General features: G+C 62.6%; 19 protein-coding genes. 11 read left to right on the top strand and 8 right to left on the bottom strand.

Features of this window, described 5'->3' with window-relative positions; all coding sequences use genetic code 11:
* Positions 1-20: 20 nt before the first annotated feature.
* Positions 21-1,523, top strand: coding sequence for a flavin monoamine oxidase family protein (locus AS9A_RS14065; protein ID WP_013807720.1), 1,503 nt, complete (start codon positions 21-23; stop codon positions 1,521-1,523).
* On the opposite strand, the gene AS9A_RS14060 is transcribed toward AS9A_RS14065, so the two are convergent.
* The 3 genes from AS9A_RS14060 to AS9A_RS14050 are packed head-to-tail and all read right to left on the bottom strand — an operon-like array spanning position 1,524 to position 5,771.
* Positions 1,524-3,113, bottom strand: coding sequence for a DHA2 family efflux MFS transporter permease subunit (locus tag AS9A_RS14060; RefSeq protein ID WP_041451098.1), 1,590 nt, complete (start codon positions 3,111-3,113; stop codon positions 1,524-1,526).
* Positions 3,110-4,354, bottom strand: a complete 1,245-nt coding sequence (locus tag AS9A_RS14055) for a cytochrome P450 (RefSeq protein ID WP_013807718.1) — start codon at positions 4,352-4,354, stop codon at positions 3,110-3,112. The genes AS9A_RS14060 and AS9A_RS14055 overlap by 4 nt, the downstream gene beginning before the upstream one ends.
* A complete protein-coding gene (locus AS9A_RS14050) occupies positions 4,347-5,771 on the bottom strand; it encodes a wax ester/triacylglycerol synthase domain-containing protein (RefSeq protein ID WP_013807717.1) in 1,425 nt (474 codons plus the stop codon). Before AS9A_RS14050 ends, AS9A_RS14055 begins: the two co-directional genes overlap by 8 nt.
* Positions 5,772-5,904: 133 nt before the next feature.
* Between AS9A_RS14050 and AS9A_RS14045 the strand changes: the two genes are divergently transcribed.
* The 4 genes from AS9A_RS14045 to AS9A_RS14030 all read left to right on the top strand — a co-directional run bounded on the left by AS9A_RS14045 (position 5,905) and on the right by AS9A_RS14030 (position 10,305).
* Positions 5,905-7,455: a patatin-like phospholipase family protein gene (locus tag AS9A_RS14045; protein WP_049793737.1), complete on the top strand. Its 1,551-nt coding sequence runs from the start codon at positions 5,905-5,907 to the stop codon at positions 7,453-7,455.
* A gap of 41 nt (positions 7,456-7,496) precedes the next feature.
* A complete protein-coding gene (locus tag AS9A_RS14040; RefSeq protein ID WP_202798171.1) occupies positions 7,497-8,567 on the top strand; it encodes an ATP-dependent DNA ligase in 1,071 nt (356 codons plus the stop codon).
* Positions 8,564-9,562: a non-homologous end-joining DNA ligase gene (gene ligD, locus AS9A_RS14035; protein ID WP_013807712.1), complete on the top strand. Its 999-nt coding sequence runs from the start codon at positions 8,564-8,566 to the stop codon at positions 9,560-9,562. The genes AS9A_RS14040 and ligD overlap by 4 nt, the downstream gene beginning before the upstream one ends.
* Before the next feature lie 206 nt (positions 9,563-9,768).
* The gene (locus AS9A_RS14030) at positions 9,769-10,305 is read left to right on the top strand and encodes a hypothetical protein (RefSeq protein ID WP_013807711.1); all 537 of its coding nucleotides are present in this window, start codon (positions 9,769-9,771) and stop codon (positions 10,303-10,305) included.
* Positions 10,306-10,352: 47 nt separating this feature from the next.
* Here the strand turns inward: AS9A_RS14030 and AS9A_RS14025 are convergent, their stop codons facing one another.
* The gene (locus tag AS9A_RS14025) at positions 10,353-10,967 is read right to left on the bottom strand and encodes a helix-turn-helix domain-containing protein (RefSeq protein WP_013807710.1); all 615 of its coding nucleotides are present in this window, start codon (positions 10,965-10,967) and stop codon (positions 10,353-10,355) included.
* 90 nt (positions 10,968-11,057) lie between these two features.
* Here AS9A_RS14025 and AS9A_RS14020 point away from each other — a divergent pair, with 90 nt between their 5' ends.
* Positions 11,058-12,011 (top strand): NAD(P)/FAD-dependent oxidoreductase, encoded by a 954-nt coding sequence (locus tag AS9A_RS14020; protein ID WP_013807709.1) that lies wholly within the window; start codon positions 11,058-11,060, stop codon positions 12,009-12,011.
* Here the strand turns inward: AS9A_RS14020 and AS9A_RS14015 are convergent.
* Together AS9A_RS14015 and AS9A_RS14010 are read right to left on the bottom strand one after the other, a co-directional pair.
* Positions 12,008-13,681 carry a phospholipase D family protein gene (locus AS9A_RS14015; protein WP_013807708.1) on the bottom strand — a complete coding sequence of 558 codons (1,674 nt, stop codon included), beginning with the start codon at positions 13,679-13,681 and terminating at the stop codon, positions 12,008-12,010. The two genes, AS9A_RS14020 and AS9A_RS14015, sit on opposite strands and share 4 nt — an antisense overlap.
* Before the next feature lie 27 nt (positions 13,682-13,708).
* Entirely contained in the window at positions 13,709-13,975 is a 267-nt protein-coding gene (locus AS9A_RS14010; protein WP_013807707.1) for a PH domain-containing protein, read from the bottom strand.
* An 84-nt stretch (positions 13,976-14,059) separates the two neighbouring features.
* Here AS9A_RS14010 and AS9A_RS14005 point away from each other — a divergent pair, with 84 nt between their 5' ends.
* Complete coding sequence (locus AS9A_RS14005; RefSeq protein WP_013807706.1) at positions 14,060-15,247, top strand: PrsW family intramembrane metalloprotease; 1,188 nt, start codon at positions 14,060-14,062, stop codon at positions 15,245-15,247.
* Here AS9A_RS14005 and AS9A_RS22790 read toward each other — a convergent pair.
* Positions 15,195-16,349, bottom strand: coding sequence for a DUF2306 domain-containing protein (locus tag AS9A_RS22790; RefSeq protein ID WP_049793736.1), 1,155 nt, complete (start codon positions 16,347-16,349; stop codon positions 15,195-15,197). The two genes, AS9A_RS14005 and AS9A_RS22790, sit on opposite strands and share 53 nt — an antisense overlap.
* Before the next feature lie 146 nt (positions 16,350-16,495).
* Between AS9A_RS22790 and AS9A_RS13995 the strand changes: the two genes are divergently transcribed.
* Complete coding sequence (locus tag AS9A_RS13995) at positions 16,496-17,224, top strand: TetR/AcrR family transcriptional regulator (protein ID WP_049793735.1); 729 nt, start codon at positions 16,496-16,498, stop codon at positions 17,222-17,224.
* A 21-nt stretch (positions 17,225-17,245) separates the two neighbouring features.
* Here the strand turns inward: AS9A_RS13995 and AS9A_RS13990 are convergent, their stop codons facing one another.
* Positions 17,246-18,313 carry a beta-ketoacyl-ACP synthase III gene (locus AS9A_RS13990; protein ID WP_013807704.1) on the bottom strand — a complete coding sequence of 356 codons (1,068 nt, stop codon included), beginning with the start codon at positions 18,311-18,313 and terminating at the stop codon, positions 17,246-17,248.
* Positions 18,314-18,416: 103 nt separating this feature from the next.
* Between AS9A_RS13990 and AS9A_RS13985 the strand changes: the two genes are divergently transcribed.
* The 3 genes from AS9A_RS13985 (at position 18,417) to AS9A_RS13975 (ending at position 20,781) form a co-directional block, all read left to right on the top strand.
* Positions 18,417-19,256 carry a helix-turn-helix transcriptional regulator gene (locus AS9A_RS13985; RefSeq protein WP_013807703.1) on the top strand — a complete coding sequence of 280 codons (840 nt, stop codon included), beginning with the start codon at positions 18,417-18,419 and terminating at the stop codon, positions 19,254-19,256.
* Between the two features lie 10 nt (positions 19,257-19,266).
* Positions 19,267-19,671 (top strand): nuclear transport factor 2 family protein, encoded by a 405-nt coding sequence (locus AS9A_RS13980; protein ID WP_013807702.1) that lies wholly within the window; start codon positions 19,267-19,269, stop codon positions 19,669-19,671.
* Positions 19,672-19,761: 90 nt separating this feature from the next.
* Positions 19,762-20,781, top strand: a complete 1,020-nt coding sequence (locus tag AS9A_RS13975) for a beta-ketoacyl-ACP synthase III (RefSeq protein ID WP_013807701.1) — start codon at positions 19,762-19,764, stop codon at positions 20,779-20,781.
* The last annotated feature ends 35 nt before the right edge of the window (positions 20,782-20,816 follow it).

Genomic DNA, 20,816 nt, shown 5'->3' with positions numbered 1-20,816 from the left:
TACGTGAAATTGACGTTGCAGTGATCGGCGCGGGTGTGAGCGGCCTGTACGCTGCGTGGGGCTTGCGAACCCGCGGCGCCAGTTCAGCCCTGGGGCGTGAGCCGACCGTTGAGGTGTTTGAACAGTCCGGCAGACTTGGCGGGCGCTTGTACTCAGTCGTGCCGCCGCGCGCGCCTCATCTGCGTGCCGAGCTTGGCGGCATGCGGTACCTGCCGTCGCAGACTATCGTTTCCAGTCTGATTGACACGCTCGGGCTTGCGACCCGGCCGTTCCCGATTACGAGTGAGAAGAATCTGGTGCATCTGCGCGGGACAACGATGCGTGTATCAGAACTGTCCGATCCTGGTCGCAGCCTGCCGTACCAGCTACGCGAAGGGGAGCGGGGCGCTGGACCCACCGAGCTGATCGGACGTGCGATCATCGAGCACATTCCCGACTGCCTGGAGTTCTCCCGTTCGGACTGGCCTGCAGTCAAAGCGTCCAGGGAAGTGATGGGACGGCCCCTCACCGACCTGAGTTTGCGGTCGCTGCTTGACGACACACTCTCACCTGACGCGGTTCAGCTCGCCGCGATGGGGGAGGGTTATGAGACGTTCTTGCGCGACTACAACGCTGCGGACGCGATCCAGATCCTGCTATCGCTAGTGACCCAGGACTACCGGACCCCAGTCGACGGTTATCAGGCGTTGCCGCTCGCCCTCGCCGAGGCATTCACCAAGTCCGGCGGAACAGTCACTACAGGTACCCGGCTAATCACGCTCGAGCGGGCATCCGGACGCCGCACGCGCTGCATCCTCGACACTGGAGGAGAGATCTCGGCTGTCGATGCGCAAGCAGTGATCCTGGCTATTCCGCGGGCGGCGATCGAAGCGCTCGACCAGACTTCATTCCTTTTCGACTCGCGCGAAACGAGAGCCGACATCAGCGCCGTAGCGCCCGTACCTGCCAGCAAACTGTTCCTCGCGTTCGACGAGCCGTGGTGGGAAGAGATTGCCGGCGACCACGGCAACCTGGCGACCGATCTGCCGTTGCGTCAAGTGGTCTACTTCGGTCACGAAGGTGACGGCGGTCCTGGCTTGCTGTTGGCCTCGTACAACAACTCCTTCTCGACGTGGTACTGGGAAGCGGAGGCGGACCGGGGCGGGCCGTACTTCGCCGGGCCTGCGGCGCCGGATTCCGAGGCGCTCGCGCCCATTGAGATGGTCGCTGACGCGCGGAACAAGCTTCAACAGGCGTACGGGCGCCCGGTGCCGGAGCCGTATTGGGCTGCGTTCCGGGACTGGAATCGACCACCATACGGTGGAGGCTGGAGTCAGTGGCGGGTTGGTGCGCGCTCCTACGAGATCATGCCGCGGATCCGTGCGCCTCTGCCTGGACGCCGTGTGTACATCTGCGGTGATACATGGTCTGACATGCAGGGCTGGGTCGATGGTGCACTGTCGACGGCCGAGCGAGTGCTCCAGGATCATCTTGGTGTGCCCGCGCCAGAATGGCTGCCGACCGGTACCCAGCTGGGCCCGTAACTACGCGTCTTCCTTTTCTGCCACCGATCCGGGGATCGTGCGCCACGCATAGATCGCACAGATGACGATCAACGCGGAACCGATGGCGAGCGCCGTACCGATCCCTGAGGCGGCACTCTCGGTGATGAGCTGGATGACCTGGTTGCGATCATCTGCGGGAATTGATTCGAGGACGGCATCCTGATCGCCGACCACTTTCACCCCGGCGAGCGTTTCGGCTACTGACGGTGGCAGTCCCGCGTCCGCCACCGCGGAATGCAGCGATCGATCACCGAAGGTGACGACGAGAATGCCCATGACCGCCAAACCCAGTGTCCCCACCACTTCCCGGGAGGTCTTCATGATCGAGATCGCAAGACCAGCGCGAGCTTTCTCGACGGCGTCGAGCGCTAGGTTGGATAGCGGCGGGAACGCGAGACCCACACCGATACCGATCAGCAACTGCGCGATCGCCAGCCAGACGATCGCCGTCATCGGGGTGATACCGGCATACATCGCCAGCCCGGCCGCGGCAATGAGCAAGCCTGCCGAAACCACCGTTCGAGGCGCGACGTGCTTCAAGAGCGTGCCAGTGAACGGTGCCAGAACGACGATCATCACCGTCGTTGGCAGATACAGCAACCCGGTCTCGATCGCGGAGAGACCGCGCACGCTCTGGTAGTAGATCGAAATGAACAGGAAAACAGAGATCAGACCGAAGCTGAGGATCGCACCGACAACGATGGGGCTGCGAAATGCAGGGTTGCGGAACAATGCGAGATCCAGCAGTGGCTCAGATGACCGTAACTCGTGACGGAGAAAAGCGATCGCGCAGACTGTGCCGAGAACGAGTGAAGCGATGACCTCGGCGGCTTGCCAGCCCGCCTGACTTTGCTGGATCAGACCAAATATGATTCCGACCAGAGCCACCGTCAGCAACACGGTCCCGGTGAAGTCGTAGGATTCTCGCTGCTGTTTCTCGGTCTCGCCCACGAACATCAGGCCCAAACCTATTGCGATGATCCCGACCGGAACCGAGACCCAGAAGATCGCGCGCCACGTGAACAGTTCGATGAGCGCACCGCCGATCACGGGACCGACCGCGAGTCCGGCACTGGCGGCAGCGACGGTGATCCCGATAGCCGTCGGACGGCGGTCTACCGGGAACGCCGCGTTGACGACAGCGATTCCCGCTGGGGCCTGAGCTGCCGCCCCAATGCCGGACAGAACGCGCGCGACAATCAGCATCGGCACCGAGTCCGATGTTGCCGCGAGCACGGAGCCAAAAACGAACAGTGCAACACCGCCAATGAACAAGCGCCGGTGACCAATTGAATCGCCGAGGGTGCCGAACGTGACAAGCAGCGCAGCGAAGGCCAGCGAGTAACCGTTGACGATCCACAGGACTTCTGACAGATCAGCTGCAACATCGTGAGAGATTTGTGGTGCTGCCACGTTCAGCACCGTCCCGTCGAGGCCTGCCATCATCGCGGTGAGTGAGCACGCGAGGAGCACCATCGGCGCACTGGTTTTCGCAGCGGGATGGGGGAAACGCGTGAAAACGTGGTGAGCTCTGGCATGGCTCACCACGAGCACGTGGTGGATGCTCACGAGGAAGTCAAAGTGACCGGTACTCGCTGCGGACGGCAGATCATCATCGCATCGCGCATGGGCACCTCATCGAGGTCGAGGTCGGTAGCCATGGTCTCGAACTTCTGCGCGAGTTTGGTGAAGGTCACCTCGACCTCCATCCGTGACAGGACCCCGCCGGTGCAGAAATGAATACCGAAACCGGAGGCGAAGTTGTGTTTCCCGCGGCGCGTGAGGTCAAGCTGGTCTGGATTCTCGAACCAGGCCGGGTCGCGGTTCGCTGCGGCGAGCAACACGAGAACGAGGTCGCCTTCCGGCACCGAGTAATCACCGATTGCGGCGCCTGCCTTTGTCGCGCGATGCGTCAGCCGGACCGGGCCGTCGTACCGGAACAGCTCTTCGACGGCATGGCGGCCGAGCTGCAGATTGTCCCGCCAGAGCTGCCACTGATCTGGGTGTCGCAGAAAAGCCAGTGTTCCGTTTCCGATCATCCCGACGGTGGTCTCGTGCCCGGCGCCGAGCAACAGCACGCACGTCGCGATGAGTTCGTCTTCCGTCAGCTTGGCGCCTTCCTCTTCGGCGTGGACGAGGCCACTGAGCAAATCATCACCGGGGTTCTCGCGGCGGACCGCGAACGTCCGCTTCAGATAATCGGCGTACTCGAGCAGGACTTCGTCAGCTCGTCGGCGCTGCTCAAGGTCCGTGGCCGCGAGATTGTCGAGCTGATGCGAGAGCACATCAGCCCACACGTGCACCTTTGGCCGGTCAGCCTCGTCGATACCCATCAGCTCGCAGATCACTGTTACTGGGAGCGGGAGCGCAAGATCCTCGATCACCTCCATTGAGCCGCGGGCAGCCGCGGAATCAAGCAACTCGTCGACGAGTTTTTCCACGGCCGGGCGAATCTTGTTGATGGCACGCGGACCGAACGCCTGGTGGACGAGTGCGCGCAGCCTGTCATGCGCGGGCGGATCCGAAAATATCATCATGTGCTTTGAGTACTGTGAGATCGGATCCGGCGCCTCGTCGGTTGCCGTGGGAAAGACAGCCGTCGCGTTGCGGAGATCGCTGGAGAACGTGTTCGGCTGATTCAGCACAGCCTCCACGTAGTCAGCGGAGGACACGATCCAGATGTCCTCCATCGCGCGGGCGACGGGTGCGGCAGCGCGAAGCTCCGCGAAGGCGGGATACGGGTTCTGGCGAACCTCAGGTGAAGCGAGCTTTCCGATCAGGGACGGGTCAACGGGTGGCGCGTCAGACATCGGGCATCAGACTCCTCTCGGCAGCCTCCACGACGCCGACAGCTTCACGGAGACATTCGTCAAATGGGGCAAGGGCATGATCCGGTTGTGGGCTCCGGATCGTCGCGAAGAAGAGTCGGTCCTCTAGCGAGAGGACCCCGACTGCCAGAGAGTGGTGCGGTCCGAGTGGAATGACCGGGTAGAGCTCTGTCACCCTGGCGCCGCGCAAGTAGATGGGGAAGTTGGGGCCGCGGACGTTGGACAGTGTGAGATTCGCCGACGCCGGTGACTGCACGACACGCTGGGCAAGCCGGTAAAGCAGGTCAGAGTCGCGCCCCAGGGTGACCATCAGGTGGTCGAGATGTTCGGGGATGCCGCGTTCAACGTGATCGCTCGTTTGCGCCGCAACCTTGCGAACCCGCTCACTGAACTCCATCGTTCCGAGCGGGAGCACGACATTCATGAAGGCGACGTGCTCGCCAGCTGGAGCGGTACCCGTCTCATCTCCACGGGGTTCATAGGAGATCGGAATGAGCAACTTCAGATGCTTCGGCGGCCGCCGACCGACCTTCGCATAGAAGCGGTCGAGTGCTTCCGCTATAACGGCGACGGCGACGTCGTTGAGCTTGGCGCCGTAAGTGTGGGCGATCGACTTGAGAGTGCTCATCGACGTCCGGACCGTCTCGAGCGCGCGCTCGGCGCCCGGCTGGCGATTGAAGACCGTGCGGCTGCCAAACGGTGCAACCTCGTCACGGGCGGCCGTCGCGGTCAATTTCACACTATCCCAGGCCTGCTTCCAGGCCGCTGTCTCCCGGAAGTGGTGCTTCCTCTTCTCATCGGGGTTCAGTGCGCGGCGGGTCGTGTGGTCGACACCGCTGCGCAGCAACTGCCAGCGCGACGGCTCTGGCCGCGGCTGCCAGGGTTCTGGCGGGCCAGGGGTGGTCGGTTCCGCCGCCACGTCCCCGAACATCGCGACGAACGACAGCATGTTCGCGCCATCGAGCATGCAGTGATGGCCGCGGATGACAAAGCCTGTAGTCCCGTCGGCAAGCTGTGGCGCGAGGTGGCAATCCCAGGGCGAATGGGTCATGTCGATCGGCGCGCTGGCCAGGTACGCGCAAAAGTCGAGGAAGTCCTGCCGGGTGGCAGACTCGGGCAGCCCAGCATCGCGGACATGGTCCGCGATCGTAAAATCCGCGTCATCAACCCAGGCAGGTGGTGCGACACCAAGAGGAGTTGGGACGACCTTCTGCCGGAATCTGGGTGGAGCGAAATGGATCCGGGACGCGGCCAGGCGCCGGAGATCTTCAAGTTCAGGGTGCGGGCCGTCTGTCGGCGACGCTGCGAAACCACAGACGATCGAGTACCAACGCACACCCTTGGGAGTCATCTGCAGAAACAGCCACTCCTGGGGGTTCAGCCGCTCCACGTGCTCCATGGCTTGCTCCTATGACTCCACGGTCGGAGTGCAAAAATCATGAGCTGTGAGAATTCTCTAGTTCGATTTAACACCGTCGAGCATTCGCCGCGAAGTGATTCGACCAGATCGATCGAACGCCTAGAATCTGTCCATGCGAGAACCGGATGACGACATCTACGGCCTCGCAGACGACGGCGCGGACTTCGACCCTCACGCGGACGGAGTTCGGTACCCCCATCATCATGAGCATCCGGCTGCGTCCGATCCCGTCCTCCGGCTGAGGCGCCTCGAACGAACGCTGTTAGAGCACTCGAGGTCCGCTCCCGAGGCGGTATCCCCGCGGGACGTCCGCCGCCTCCGATACCTGCTTGGCTTCGCCCGGTTGCGCCGCTTCCAGCCTGGCGCTGCGTTTCGGGGAGCACGCCTCAAGCGTCGTAGGGAGGTAGACCTGTGGGACGAGATGGAAGGCTTCCGCACGCATGTGCTGGACGTTGCAGAGCGGGCGCTCGGGGTCCAGGATCCAGCTGAGGCACTCAGGGCGGGCCGCGCGATTCTCGACGAAGTTGCCCTGACTGCGACGCGTGAACGTCTTATCGAACACCACTCCAGTCAGCTCGCCCCAGACGAGCTCGATGCGGAGGCCGGACGGCGCAGCCTGGCGATCGTTGCCGGGGGCGGGGGCGGTTCCGGCTTCCCGTACATCGGCGCGTGGCAGTCGCTGGACGCACTGCGTCTCTACCCTCGATACCTGCTGGGCAACTCGATTGGCTCGATCCTCGGGGCGTTCCGGACACGCCTGCGTGAGCCCCAATGGGATCGCTACGAGGAAATCGGCCACAGTCTGCGGCGCGAGCAAATGATCCACCACACCGAAATTGCTCACAAGTTCGGCCTGCCGGGTCTGGTCTCGTTGCGTTTCACGGACCCGCTCGACCGGATCTTCCGCAACGAACAGGGCGAGCGGCTGGTGCTCGGTGACACCGAGATACCGTTCGAGGTGCTCGTCGGCGGGGTGCGCAAATCTGCGCAGCGGCACCTGCCCGCGCGGTTTCATGACCACGATGCTGCCCGGGAGCACCGTCGGCTGGGATTCTTGAACACCGCACATTGCTTCTGGGAGTTGCTGGCCTTCTTCGACCAGCGGATCGTGAAAGCGGTGCTGCTCGGGGCGGATGAGCTCAGTGCAGGATTCGAGGTACGCGACGCCGTCGGCTTCTCAGCCGCGGTACCCGGGATCCTCCACTACGACATCCATGACGACGCGCGCATGGATGAGCTTTGCTCGCGGATTTGCGCGGAGCGCGGGATCTTCGCGATGGTCGACGGCGGCGTCGTAGCAAACGTTCCCATCGAACTCGCATTTCGGCGCCTGAGGGACGGTGTGATCGGGACCCGCAATGCCCTGATCGTCGCGTTCGATTGCTTTCGCCCCACGTTTGATGCGGCGCATCTGTGGATGCAACCGCTGGCGCAAGCACTGCACCCGCAGGTCACACGTAATCGGCCGTTCGCGGATCTCGTAGTGCCCATGACTCCCGTGCCGTCACCGCTCAACCTTGTTCCCACTCCGGCGCATATGAGTGAGACTTTCGATTGGGGGCGCGCCTCGATCGGCCCGCACCTGGAACACATCATGAGTTCGCTCGAGCCGGTAGACCACCTTGGCCAGGTTGTCCGCAAACCGGCGGTGTCGGCTCGCTGAACTTCACAGCGGGGCGATGCGCGGCGACTTACGATCGGTGTGTGCAGCTACCTGTGATGCCGCCGGTGCGGCCCATGCTGGCCAAAGCCGCGGCCGAACTGCCACGCGCCGACGGTTTGTGCTACGAACCTAAATGGGATGGATTCCGGTGCATAGTCTTTCGCGACGGTGACGACATCGAACTGGGCTCACGCAACGACCGGCCGCTCACCCGCTACTTTCCGGAACTCGTTGATGTGCTGCGTCATGCGGTGCCGCAGCGATGCGTCATCGACGGGGAGATCGTGATCGTGACGGACCGCGGACTCGACTTCGATCTGCTGCAACTCCGGCTCCACCCCGCCGCGTCTCGGGTGACGAAGCTCGCGGGAGAGACGCCATCAAGCTTTGTTGCGTTCGACATGCTTGCGCTCGGTGACGACGACCTGACGACGCAGCCGTTCGATACGCGGCGCCGTCACCTCGCCGCCGCAGTCACGACCGGACCTCACATCCACCTGACGCCAATGACTTCAGACGTCGCAGTAGCGCAAGACTGGTTTACTCGGTTCGAAGGCGCAGGATTCGACGGTGTCATGGTGAAAAGTGCGTCGCTGCCGTATGAACAGAACAAGCGCACGATGATCAAGGTCAAGCATGAGCGTTCCGCTGACTGCGTGGTAGCAGGGTTCCGCTGGCACAAGGACGGCGAGGGAGTGGGGTCGCTTCTCCTCGGACTGTTTGATGATGCAGGGACGCTGCACCATGTCGGCGTCGCTAGTAGTTTCACCGCGGTGCGGCGACGCTCTCTCGTGGACGAGTTGGCGCCGCTGCGCGAAGGCGCCCTCGAAAACCATCCGTGGCGTGAGTGGGCCGACGCGCAAGCCGCCGCTACAGGACGCATGCCAGGTGGTCAGAGCAGGTGGAGTGCTGGGAAGGATCTTTCCTGGGAACCGTTGCGCACCGAACTCGTCGCGGAAGTGAGATACGAGCATGTACAAAGCGGCCGTTTCCGCCACGGCGGGCGTCTCGTCCGGTTCCGTTCAGATCGGACACCCGAGTCGTGCACCTACGCTCAGCTGGACGAAGTAGCGCCAGCCGAGCTCGCAGAGATTTTCGCTGTGCCGTCATGATCATCGACGCTGCCGGTGTCGAGGTCACGCTGTCGAATCCGGACAAGGTGTACTTCCCCAAGCACGGCTGGACCAAGCGGGACGTCGCGCTGTATTACGAAAGTGTCGCCGGACCGCTGCTCGTGGCACTGGGTGGCCGGCCGTTGCTGATGGAACGGTATCCGGACGGTGCGGGCGGTAAGTCGTTCTTTCAGAAGCGAGTTCCGAAGAACGCTCCGAGCTGGCTCGAGACCACTGTCGTCTCGACACCCAACGGGACGACGTCCGACGCGCTTGTCGCGAAAGACCTCGCTCACATCCTGTGGGGAGTCAATCTGGGCTGCATCGGGTTTCATGTCTGGCCGTATCAAGCCGATACTCCCGAGGTGACCGACGAGCTGCGCATCGACCTCGACCCTTCGCCGGGCGTGACGTTCGCGAACGTGCGAGAGGCAGCGGTCTGTACGCGTGAACTCCTGGCGGAGATGGGAATCCAGTCCTACATCAAGACGTCCGGCTCGCGTGGGTTACATATCTATGTGCACGTCGAGCCCCGATGGGACGGCTATCAGGTGCGTGCCGCTGCGGTCGCGCTTGCGCGGGAGCTTGAGCGGCGCCACGCCGATCTCATCACCGCACAGTGGTGGAAGGAAGAACGCGGCTCACGGGTGTTCGTCGACTTCAACCAGAATGCCCCGCACAAGACTGTTTTCGGTGCGTGGTGCGTGCGTCCCAGGGTTGGGGCGCAAGTGTCAACACCGATCAGCTGGGCAGAACTGGACGCTGTCGAACCGGATGTCTTGACGTTGGCTACTGTCCCTGAACTTGTTGCAGCACATGGTGACCCGTGGGTGGGCAAGCCGAATGCCCCGCAATCCCTTGAACCGCTGCTCGAAATGTCAGAACGAGACATGGCCGATGGCCTTATGGATGCGCCGTGGCCGCCGGTTTACCCGAAGATGCCGAATGAGCCGCCGCGGGTCGCGCCGAGCCGCGCTAAACGCGACCCCACCTGAGCCAAATCCAGCAGCGCAAGTCACGGAAACTGGGTGATTTTCGCGTGTTTAGATGACCTCCGCAGATGGATTCGGTTTGGGCGGTTGCTCTCTGGGTGGGCGGTAACCACCCCTGAGGTCACTGTCCGCCGGGCCCCACCACGCCCATTATTAGAGGACGAAAGAGAGCAACTGGCCACCGAAGAAACCTCAGGAGAACCCTGCTGATGCCTGCACCCACCATCAAACGCGCTACCGCTGCGAGTGTCGCCGCTGCCGCGAGCATCGCCATCCTCGCGGGCGGCACCGCAGCGAACGCCGACATAATTTCCGGCAACGCAGCCGCAACGGTAGATGGCCATTACATCACCATCTACTTCACCGACGTTGTCAGCGACTACCAATATGCAACCGAAATCACCTGCCAGGTATTCGTCAATCCCTCGAATGGCAGCCCGTTCAGCCAACTCGTCGACATCGACATCCCTAGCAAGAGCGGCAGCACCGTCATTCAAGGTCAGCCCGGTTACACCTACTACTTCACGGCCTCGTGCACAGACACGTATGACTTCCTCACGATCCCGGTATATCCGAATCCGGTGACCATTCCCGAGTACCACGAAGAGAATTACGACACGGACTATGAGGAATACCAGGAGGAGCACACCGAAGAAGAGAAGAAGCACCACAACCGCAGGAACTGGATGAGCAACCGCGAAGGCTCCTCCTACGCTCGCACTGTTCTCGACCGTATCTTCGGCTGACCCCCTACGCCAAATCCATCTGCGCACGTCAACGAAACCCCCGAAAATCACCCAGTTTTGTTGACCTGCGCTGATGGATTCTCGGTGGTGGCGGCGGCGGGGCGGGTGCGCAAATGGGCGCGCTCGCCTTGCTTGCCGAAGAGGCTGAGGATTTCAACCGGTTCTTTCCCGGCCGCGCCGAACCAGTGCGGCACTCGCGTGTCGAATTCTGCAGCCTCGCCGGGTGACATCACAACGTCATGCTCACCGAGCAGCACACGCAGCCGTCCGTTGAGCACGTACATCCACTCATAACCCTCATGGGTTTGCATTACGGGCTCCGCGCCCTCATCTGGAGGGATCACCAGCTTGTACGCCTGAATGCCGCCCGCTCGACGCGTCAGCGGAATCATCGTCTTGCCGTGATGGGTGATGGGGCGCATGTGGATTCGAGGGTCTCCTGTTGTGGGAGCGTCGACCAGTTCGTCCAGAGTGACGCCATATGCCCGCGCGAGCGGTAACAGCAGTTCCAGAGTCGGCCGCCGTGTCCCAGATTCGAGCCGGGACAGCGTGCTCACCGAGATTCCCGTTGCCTCCGACAGGTCGGCCAGCGTTGTCTCCCGCTGTTGTCGCAGCGAACGCAAGTGGGGCCCGACACGGTCGAGTGCGTTACCAAGATCCATGTCCCACAGTTTGCCATATCAGCAATTATCCTTGCCATTATCGTTACGCGCCCCGCAGAATTTCTACGTAACCAATTCGGGGAGGTAGTGATGGCTGATCAGTTGCTGGACCGCTACGACGCGGCAATCATCGGTGGTGGAGCTGCCGGACTTAACGGCGCGCTCATGCTCGCGCGGGCACGGCGTTCCGTTGTGGTTTTCGACGCGGGGGAGCCGCGTAATGCGCCAGCTGACGGCGTCCATGGACTGCTGGGGCGTGAAGGAATGCCGCCCGCTGACCTGCTGACGCGAGGCCGCGCGGAAGTGCAGCAGTATGGAGGTGCCGTCGTCACGGCCTCGGTTTCAAATGTTGCGCGCAACCAGGACGACTTCGTTGTCGAGCTATTAGACGGCAGGTCAGTCCGCGCCAGTCGCGTCCTCGTGACGACAGGGCTGATCGATGAACTTCCTGACGTCCCCGGATTGCGTGAGCGCTGGGGCCGGGACGTCATCCATTGCCCGTACTGCCACGGCTGGGAAGTGCGGGATCAAGCGATCGGTATTCTCGCGACAGGTCCGATGTCGATGCACCAGGCGCTGCTTTTCCGTCAACTGAGCGACGACGTAACCTTCTTCCTCAACGGTACGAAACTGCCCGACGACCAGGCCGAGCAGCTCGCCGCCCGCGGCATCGCGACGGTTCCAGAAAACGTCAGCGGACTCGAGATTATCGACGACACGCTAACGGGTGTACGTATCGAAGAGGGCACAGTCATCAAGCGTCAGGTCGTCGTGGTCGCGACGCGCATGGTGGCGCGGGCGGGCTTCCTCGACTCGCTGGGTCTGCGGCCGCAAGAACACCCGTCCGGCGTAGGCGAGTACATCCCGGCTGACGCGACAGGCCGCACTGAGGTGCCGGGGGTGTGGGTCGCTGGCAACGTCACTGACCTTGCGGCTCAGGTCGGTGCGGCTGCGGCTGCGGGGGCAGCGGCAGCCGCACAGATCAACGCCGACCTCGTTTACTCAGAGACGGAACAAGCGGTCGCCGAATACAGAAACCGCTAGAACCGCTTCGTCAGGCGCATCTTGAACGGACGGCCGTCTGGGTCCACCACATTGCGGTAGATCGGCGACGCCATCACGCGCTGCCAGCTAGGTGACGAGTCGACCGAGTGTGGCCGCAGCCTGCCCGGTGGGCGCGGCCCACGCTGGCCGCCCCTGTGCCAGTCCTCGAGCTTCTGGGCGCTCGTCTGGAAAGCTGTGAAAAATTCAGCGGGGTCAAACAGGTCAGCGACGTCAGCTTCGTCCCGGTCCAAGTGTTCCCGCGCTAGCGAAAGGCGCAGATTCCGGGCAAACATGCGGGCGCCGTCGCCGAGGCCAGCGGGATCAATCGGCGCACGATCGTCACGCTGAGTGTCGAGAATCGCCGCGGTCAGCTCCGAATCGTGCGTCCATGAGCGGCGATTGAAGTTGTCGCTGCCGACTGTCGCCCACACGTCATCAATGATGCACACCTTAGCGTGCACATAAACCGGTACAGCAGAGCGGTTTTCGATATTGTACACCGCAACGCGGTCGGGTCCGGCGGAGCGCAACTCCTCAAGCGCCTCGGCATGGCCGAGCAGCGCGGACGGGATCGTGAGCACACCTTCTTCGTCGAGGTATCGCGGCACAACCACCATCATGCGCAGCGTGGGATGCTCTCGGAGCGCGTGCGCGAAAACGCGCGCAACGTCGAGCGACCACAAGTACTGATCCTCGATGTAAATCAGCGAACGCGCGCGATGTAAAGCCTTCGCATACGCCCGTGCGACGCTGCGTTCCCCCTGCGGCGCGAACGGATACGCCGGCTTCCGTCGCGGATAGGTGCGCAGCAGCTGAACGTCACAGGTACCGCGGCGCGGCGAGGAATCCGGAAACGACGGGATCACGGACGGCTCGCGCGGTACTCGCGGCCGGACGATGTCCGGAATCGCCTGCCACGGCAGCCGGGACAGCGCGGCGGGATCGTCCCAGCGTTCCCGGAAGATCGTCTCAACGTCGACGACCGCTGGACCACGAAGCTCGACCTGCACGTCGTGCCACGGCGGGGTATCGCCGTATTCGGCGGGGAACGGGCGGGAGATAGGGTCCCCGTGGTGGTCGGCGTCGTCGCGGCGGCTGCGAGCAAGGTCAATCCCGCCAACGAACGCGACATCATCAAGTTCGGGCGAACAGTATCTGATCACCACGAATTTCTGGTGATGACTGCCGAACGCGAGCACACGCTGATCGAGGACCACTTCACCGCCTGCGGCGTTGACCTTCTCGACGAGTTCGCGGTTCTGCGGGCCGTGGAATCCCATGCTGTCCATGTGCGAGCGCCACATGAGACCGCGGACGATCGCTCCGCGATGTGCGGCGCCAACGAGCGCGTCGACGATGGTGAGGCCGTCGTCGGTAAGGAGTTGCTCGGGATCTCCGCGCCAGTCCGTGAAAAGCACAAGATCGCCGACACGGACAGCATCTAAAGCGTGCGCGAGACGTTCGAAATACGTGTGCCCGTGGGGCAGAGGGAGCACCGCGTTCCCGGATGTCCACGAAGTGAGGGTGGTCGCCGGGTTGTCGCGTTCTCGATCCGTCAGGAACCACGGGTGCGTGCTGTCGAATCCGCCGCGCGGTGACTCGAGGTTATCGAGGGACCGGCTCACGAGGTTGCGCACTGCTTGTGCAGCAGAGCGGAGAGCGTCTAGCAACGGTCGCTTCTTTCCCGAGTTGTTCTGCTAAGCCCGGCGGTCGTCGTCGCGACGGCGTTGTTCATCGTAGACAGCCCGGTAGATGCGTGCCTTGAGCCCTTCCGGGTCCGGAACGTGCCGCAACGTCATCTTGCCCTGTTCGGAAGCCGACTGAATGGTCAGCGTGCCGTACCGCATGATGCGCTCCCACAACGACGCTTTGAACGATACGTCGTTCACGCGAATTAGCGGAATGCTGCGGCCAGATTTGGTGAGAAATCCGCTGCGCTTGTAGATGCGTTTCGTATAGAGCACAGCGCCTCCGCGTATCAATGGCGGCAGTGCTGGATTCTCAGTACTGTGCTTCCGTCAGGTCTACAACGAACGGGGGACGGGGCGATGCAGAGTTCGCAGCACGTGCCGTGGTCGGTGGAGCACAACCGCAGAGCGCTGGTGCCCATCGCTGTCATCGTCATCATGGCGGTGGTCGCGGTCGGCCTTGTCGCAGTGTTTTCGCTGAGCACCGGGATCGCTATTGGACTTGTTGCGACGCTCCTCGCGTTTGCACCGGTGATTCCCATCGCGATGCTGTTCTTGTGGATCGACCGCTGGGAGCCAGAGCCCGGAAGGCTGCTGCTCGCCGCGTTCCTCTGGGGCGCGAGCATCGCGGTCGTCACCGCCTTAATCGGCAGTCTCGTCCTGAACATCACGTGGTCGCGGCTACTCGCCACGGAGAACACGCATGCGCTGGGGCTGGCTGTGACGGCACCGGTGGTGGAGGAAATCTGCAAAGGCCTGTTCCTGCTGTGGCTGTTCTGGTTCCGGAGGCGTGAGATAGACGGCGTAGTGGACGGGATTGTGTACGCCGGACTGGTGGGTCTGGGTTTTGCCTTCATGGAGAACATTTTCTATCTCGGCGCGGCACTCGAAGAAGGTGGCCTCGCCGGTGGGCTCTTCGTGTTCGTTCTGCGGTGCCTGATCAGCCCGTTTGCCCATCCGCTGTTCACGATCATGTTCGGCGTGGGACTGGGGCTCGCGGTGCAAAGCTCCAGGCCGCTGGTCAAAGCCCTCGCGCCGGCATGCGGCCTGGCGCTCGCGATAGCGATGCACGGCTTGTGGAACGGGTCCATCCTGGTGCTCGACGGTGCCGGATTCCTCATCGTGTACGCCCTCATCATGGTGCCCGTGTTTATCGGCGCGATCGTGATCGTGACCTGGCAGCGGAAGCGTCTGCAGCGCGTTGTTGCGCAACAACTGCCACGCATGGTGTCCACTGGGCTCATCCATCCCGGGGAAGTGGCTCCACTTGCCTGCCTGACCAGCCGGGGCCGCTGGCGCGCTGCGGTCCAGCAGCGTCAGGGCGCGGACGCTGCGAAAGGCGTGAAGGACTATCACGCCGTCATCACCGAACTGGCGATCCTCTACGACCGTCAGTCCCGCGGGGCGATCGGCGACGACTACGCCAAACTCGAACGAGAACTCGTCGCCGGTCTGTATGACGCCCGTGCTCGCGCGCACAGCCACCCAGCCGCGCTTACGGTCGCATCACAGGCTGTCGGGCAGCAGAACCCGTATTTGCGGGCTTGATCACTCGCCGGTTCCACGCGACCACCCCATACGCGGCGAAGAGCGTCACGGCGACTCCGGTGAGAGTAGCGCCGTAGAAAGCCTCTGAGGTGGAGAACGGAATCGCGTAAACAGCCCAGAGGATTCCGAATGCGGCCGGGCCGGCAGCGAGGCCAAGGTGGATCACCCGCCATTCTGCCGCGCCGAGGAGGTCGCCGTCGCGTAAAGCCTGCCGTCGCATTGCGGCGACGACTACCAGCGCGATGAGGTACGCGACGAGATGCGCAGCCAGGAGTCGATCGATTCCGCCGATGTAGACACTCACTGCCGCACCGAGTGAGATGAGCGCAACCGCTGAGGTCGCGTAGATGGTGCGGCTGACCCACGGAGGCACGACGATTGGCTGGTTGACAATTGACACTCGGCGCGTGTCGGCGGCCCGGATCGCGAAAACAGCGCCGAGGAAAAGGACAATCGGTACAACTTCGCCGCTCGCGACGTTGATGACGGAGTGCGTCATGTCTGGCCACGCGAGCCCGAAGAGCAAGTATCCAATACGCAGCAGCGGCGCCGACAGCAGGAGCGCGAAGTTGACAGCCATGAGCGCTTGATGTGTCCGCACATGCCCGCGAACGATCGCAACGACCGCGAGAATGGACGTCGCGAGCGTAGCAAGTGCCAAAGCCCATAGCTGCAGATAGAACGCTGGTCCGGAGAATGTACCTTCAGGCCCGGTCCGAACCAGATAGCCGATCGCACCGATCATAGAAATGATCACGATCGTCACCTGCGCTCGCCCGATTCTCCGGTGAATCCGCAGGTACCGCGTACGAAATCGTTGGGAGAACTGGGTGATGCCGAGCAGGATAGCGAGGCCGCCCAACACTGTGTGGACGAGTAACCAGCCAAGGCTGTTCTCGTAGGCAGCGTGCTGATCAGTGTGAATAGACCCCTCGCCGTAGACGATCCTATCGCCCACGACCGCCGCGAAAGTGCCGTCCCACAACGACGGCGCGCTCGGGAAGAAGAAGCGCATCATGTATTCGATCGCCATCGGGCCGTACACCACGCAGAGGACTGCAAGCCCGATCCACGCCGCTGTGCGGACCTGTTTGTTCTTCACGTATCGCTCCTGCCGACGCTGGCGTGCCCGTCCGGTCTCACGTTCGCGGGGGCATCCTGATGCCAATTTATAGGTAGATTCAAGAATGAATTTAGTTCATTCTTGCCGATCGTGGAAGGGCGGTGTGACCTATTACGCTGTTGTCTATGGCGAGACCGGCTGATACGGCGGACGAAGACGTGACTGCGCGTGAAGGTTCGCGCGTCAGTCGACGGCGCGCGCGCAACCGCGAGGCCATGCTGGATGTCGCAGAGCAGATGTTCACCGCAGACGGATACGACACGGTGCGGATCGAACAGATCGCGGAGGCCGCGGACGTCTCAGTGGGGTCTGTCTACACGCACTTCGGCAACAAGGACGGTCTGGTTCTCGCCACTGCGGAACGTGTATTCGACAGGATCCACGACTATCTCGAGGTGGCCTACTCGGCGAGCGACGTGCCGATTGAACAGGTAGTCGCGACAGGGAGCGCGTATCTGAATCTGCTGCTCGATTACCCGTTTCTTGTGCGCTTCATGACGTCAGGCTTCCCGATGCCGAGCCAGGATGACGTTGCGCTGCGGATGAAGCAGCGTATCGAAGAACTACTGAGCTACCTGGAGAACCGCATCGAGGCGGCAATCGATGCGGGGCAGGCCAAGCGTGTGGACAGTGCATACTTCGCACGGTTTCTGCTGGGATCCTGGAACGGAGTGGTGGCGCTGAGCCTTCTGGGCGATGCGTTTCGGCTCCCGCGTGACGAAGTCGCGGACTGCCTCTATCAGGCCCGGCAGATCATCATTGACGGACTGTGCACACCCGCGTATCTCGACCACGAAGGGCATGCCACTTTTGCGCTCCCACGTGTGCCGCGCCCGCCGTCAGAATCAGAGTGACAGCGGGGCGGGCAGCACCGATCAAGCGGGTGAGAAGCTGGGCTCGACTGGGGCGGGCGGAAGCTTCACAACCTGCCCGGCGTAACTCAGGCCAGCACCAAAGCCGAGCAGCAGCGCAATCTGCCCGCCCTGCGCCTTGCCGCTCACGAGCATTTCTTCGATCGCGAGCGGGATCGAAGCGGCCGACGTGTTGCCGGTGTTCTCGATATCGTTCGCGACCGGCACGTTCTCAGCGAGGCCCAGGTTCTTCTTCATCAGGTCGTTGATGCGTGAATTCGCCTGGTGCGGAATGAACACGTCGATGTCGTCGGTCGAGACACCCGACTGCTCGAGAACGCTCGACAGCGCCTTCGGCAACGTGATAGCAGCCCAGCGGAAAACACGCGGGCCCTCCATCCTGATTGCCAGGCGTCCGACCTGCTCTACCTCCGGATCGGTGCCCTGGAGAGAGTTCGCCCGATCCATATATTCAACGAGGTCGTACTGCTGTGCGATCGCGCTCGCGTTCTCGCCATCGCTGCCCCACACCGTCGGCGAGATACCGTTCTCCTCGCTCGGGCCCACGATGACGGCGCCAGCGCCGTCACCGAAGATGAACGCGGTGCCGCGGTCTGTGGGATCGAGTCCCAGTGACATCGTTTCCAGGCCGATCACGAGAACGTACTTCGCGGAACCTGCGCGAACCTGGTCCGCCGCTACCGAAAGTGCGTAGCCGAAGCCGGCGCAACCAGCACACACATCGAATGCCGCGACACCATTGATGCCTAGGTCGTACGCAACCGTCGGAGCGCCGTGCGGGGTGAGGGTTTTCCACGTCGATGTGGCGAGGATGACTGCGCCAATCTCGGCCCTGTCGATTCCGCTGCTCGTGATCGCGCGGTCGGCTGCTGCGACAGCCATAGAACGCGGCGTCTCATCGCCGCTGACGAAGCGACGGTTGCGAATGCCGCTGCGTTCGAAGATCCATTCGTCGGAGGAGTCGAGGACCTCACACACCTCGTCGTTACTGACGAGTCTCTGCGGACGGTACGCACCGATGCCGAGCATCGACACATTCTGGTAGCCCTTAGTGGAGGCAATGCTGACCATGGATCTCGGCTCCTTCGCCTTGCGTGCAGATATCCAACATATCTTGTGGATGGTGCTAGACAGTTGTTCTGGGGGTCTCTGGGAGAGAAATATACTGGTACTCGTGATCCCGGGTAATCCTGAGCTGGATCTCGTGGTGCGCGAGCCGCCATTGGCGTTGCGCGGACTCATAGATGGTTACCTCGGTTACCGGATGTCAGGATTCGCTCCGGCACTGCATCGTGGCCTGCCCTCGAGTCACATGACCTTCATTGTCAGCATTGGTTCGCCGATCGTTGTGGTGGAGCAGACCAGTCCCGTTCAGCGGCCGGACCGTTACCGGTGTGTCCTTAGCGGTTTGCAGGCTTCATCTGCGGTTATCTCGCATGACGGCCGCCAGGAGGGTGTGGCGATCGAACTGACGCCGCTCGGCTGCCGCGCGTTGTTCGGGATGCCCGCCCGGGAACTGTGGGATCTCTCATTCGAGTTCGGTGATGTCGTCGGCCGGCGCGGCGAAGAGCTGTGGGATCGGCTGCAGTACGCCCCAACCTGGAGTGACCGTTTTCACGTTTGCGATGACGTCCTTACCCGGATGATGACGGCTCGGCACGTCGCGCCGGAACTGGCGGCGTGCTGGCGCGGCATCGTCGGGTCCGCGGGGCAGGTGCGGGTCGCCGCGCTCGCTGAGCACACGGGGTATTCACGCCAGCACCTTACGAGGCTGTTTCGTTCGGAGTTCGGCCTGGGGCCGAAGCTCGCCAGCCGTGTTGTCCGATTCGATGCGGCACAACGCGAATTGCGGTCGCAGCCAGGAACACCTCTCGCCGACATCGCGCAACACGCTGGTTTTGCCGACCAGGCGCACTTCACCCGCGAATGTCTGGAACTCGCGGGGTGCACGCCGCGTGAGCCGAGGGCGGAGTCGGTTCCAAAGGTTCAAGAATCCGTCACCGCCAACGAGTGATCCTTAAGAAATGGACGACACATCAGAGCACGCTGAGTTTCACGACCTTCTCGACCGCTGGGCCGCAGCGATCGTTGCGAACGATGCCGACGCGATCGCGTCGTTCGCGGAACCTGACTGGGTGATTGTGGGCCCCGAAGGCGGACCGTCACGCCTCTCGGATTTTCTCGCGGTCGTGCGGTCCGGCGAACTGACCCATTCGGAGATGACATTCGAGATCCTCGACGTCCGACGGTTCGGCGACATCGCGCTCGTCCTTGCGCACGGCACGAACAAAGGCGAATGGCAGGGTGAACCCTTCAGCGCCGACGAATGGGTCAGCGAAGCCTTCGTTCGGCGTGCGGACGGGTGGCGCTGTGTACAGTCAGCGCTGACACCGAACTATGCCGCCGCAACTCCACCGACGGCTCGGTAACTTTCGGAGGCGTAGACACCGGGTGTGGCGATTCCGCGATCCTGGCATCAAAACCTGGACAATATCCGCAAACAGCGGGAAGTAGGTTGAATGCCACCTCAGATCAGAGCCATTAATGGCGCGGCTCATACACGAATACTTGGGCTGGGCGTGTACCGTCCGCAGCGCGTGGTGCCCAACGCTGACATCGTCGGCGCGATCGACTCGTCAGATGAATGGATCCAGACGCGGTCCGGGATCCGCAACCGCCGGTTCGCAGGCGAAGACGAAACAGTGATCTCCATGTCCGTCGCCGCCGCGGAGCAGGCGATCCGCTCGAGTGGGATCGAAGCGGGCGATGTCGACTGCGTTATCGTCGCGACCTCCACATACCTGTATCAGACACCGGCCGCGGCGCCACAGATCGCCTACCAGCTGGGGATGAGGGGGGCAGCGGGCTTCGATGTGTCGGCGGGCTGTGCCGGGTTCTGCCACGCCCTGTCCCTCGCGTCAGACATGGTGCGCGCGGGAAGCGCCGGGCATGTCCTCGTCGTCGGTGTGGAGAAACTCAGTGAAAACATGGACCCCACGGATAGATCTACGGCGTTCATTTTCGCTGACGGCGCGGGCGCGGTGATCGTAGGACCCTCGGAAACCACAGGCATCGGTCCCGTCGTGTGGGGCTCGGATGGATCGCAGTATCAGGCGATTCGGCAGGAGCCAAGCTGGGGTGAGTTCCGCGCAGACTCCTCGATACCGCGTCCTGTTGTGAAGATGGAGGGCACTGCCGTGTTCCGGTGGGCTCCGTTCACTATGGCCCCGGTTGCGCGGAAAGCGCTCGAAAAGGCGGGCGTCACGATTGACGACCTTGATGCGTTCATCCCGCACCAGGCGAACATGCGGATCACCGAAACGATGTCGCGGAGCCTGAAGATCCCTGAACATGTGGCGATTGCCCGCGACATCGTCGATTCCGGCAACACCTCCGCCGCGTCGGTGCCCCTCGCGATGGAAACTCTGCTGAAGGACGGCGAGGTCGGTGAGGGATCGCTCGCATTACTCATCGCGTTCGGGGCGGGGCTGTCCTTCGCGGCGCAAGTCGTGACAATGCCGGGACTCGCTGCTAACTGACGCCAGACGAGGGTTACTTCCCGCCCACCTCTGCG

This window comes from Hoyosella subflava DQS3-9A1 (assembly GCF_000214175.1).
GTDB classification, from domain to species: Bacteria; Actinomycetota; Actinomycetes; order Mycobacteriales; family Mycobacteriaceae; genus Hoyosella; species Hoyosella subflava.
This window is presented reverse-complemented; position numbering and strand designations above follow the sequence as displayed.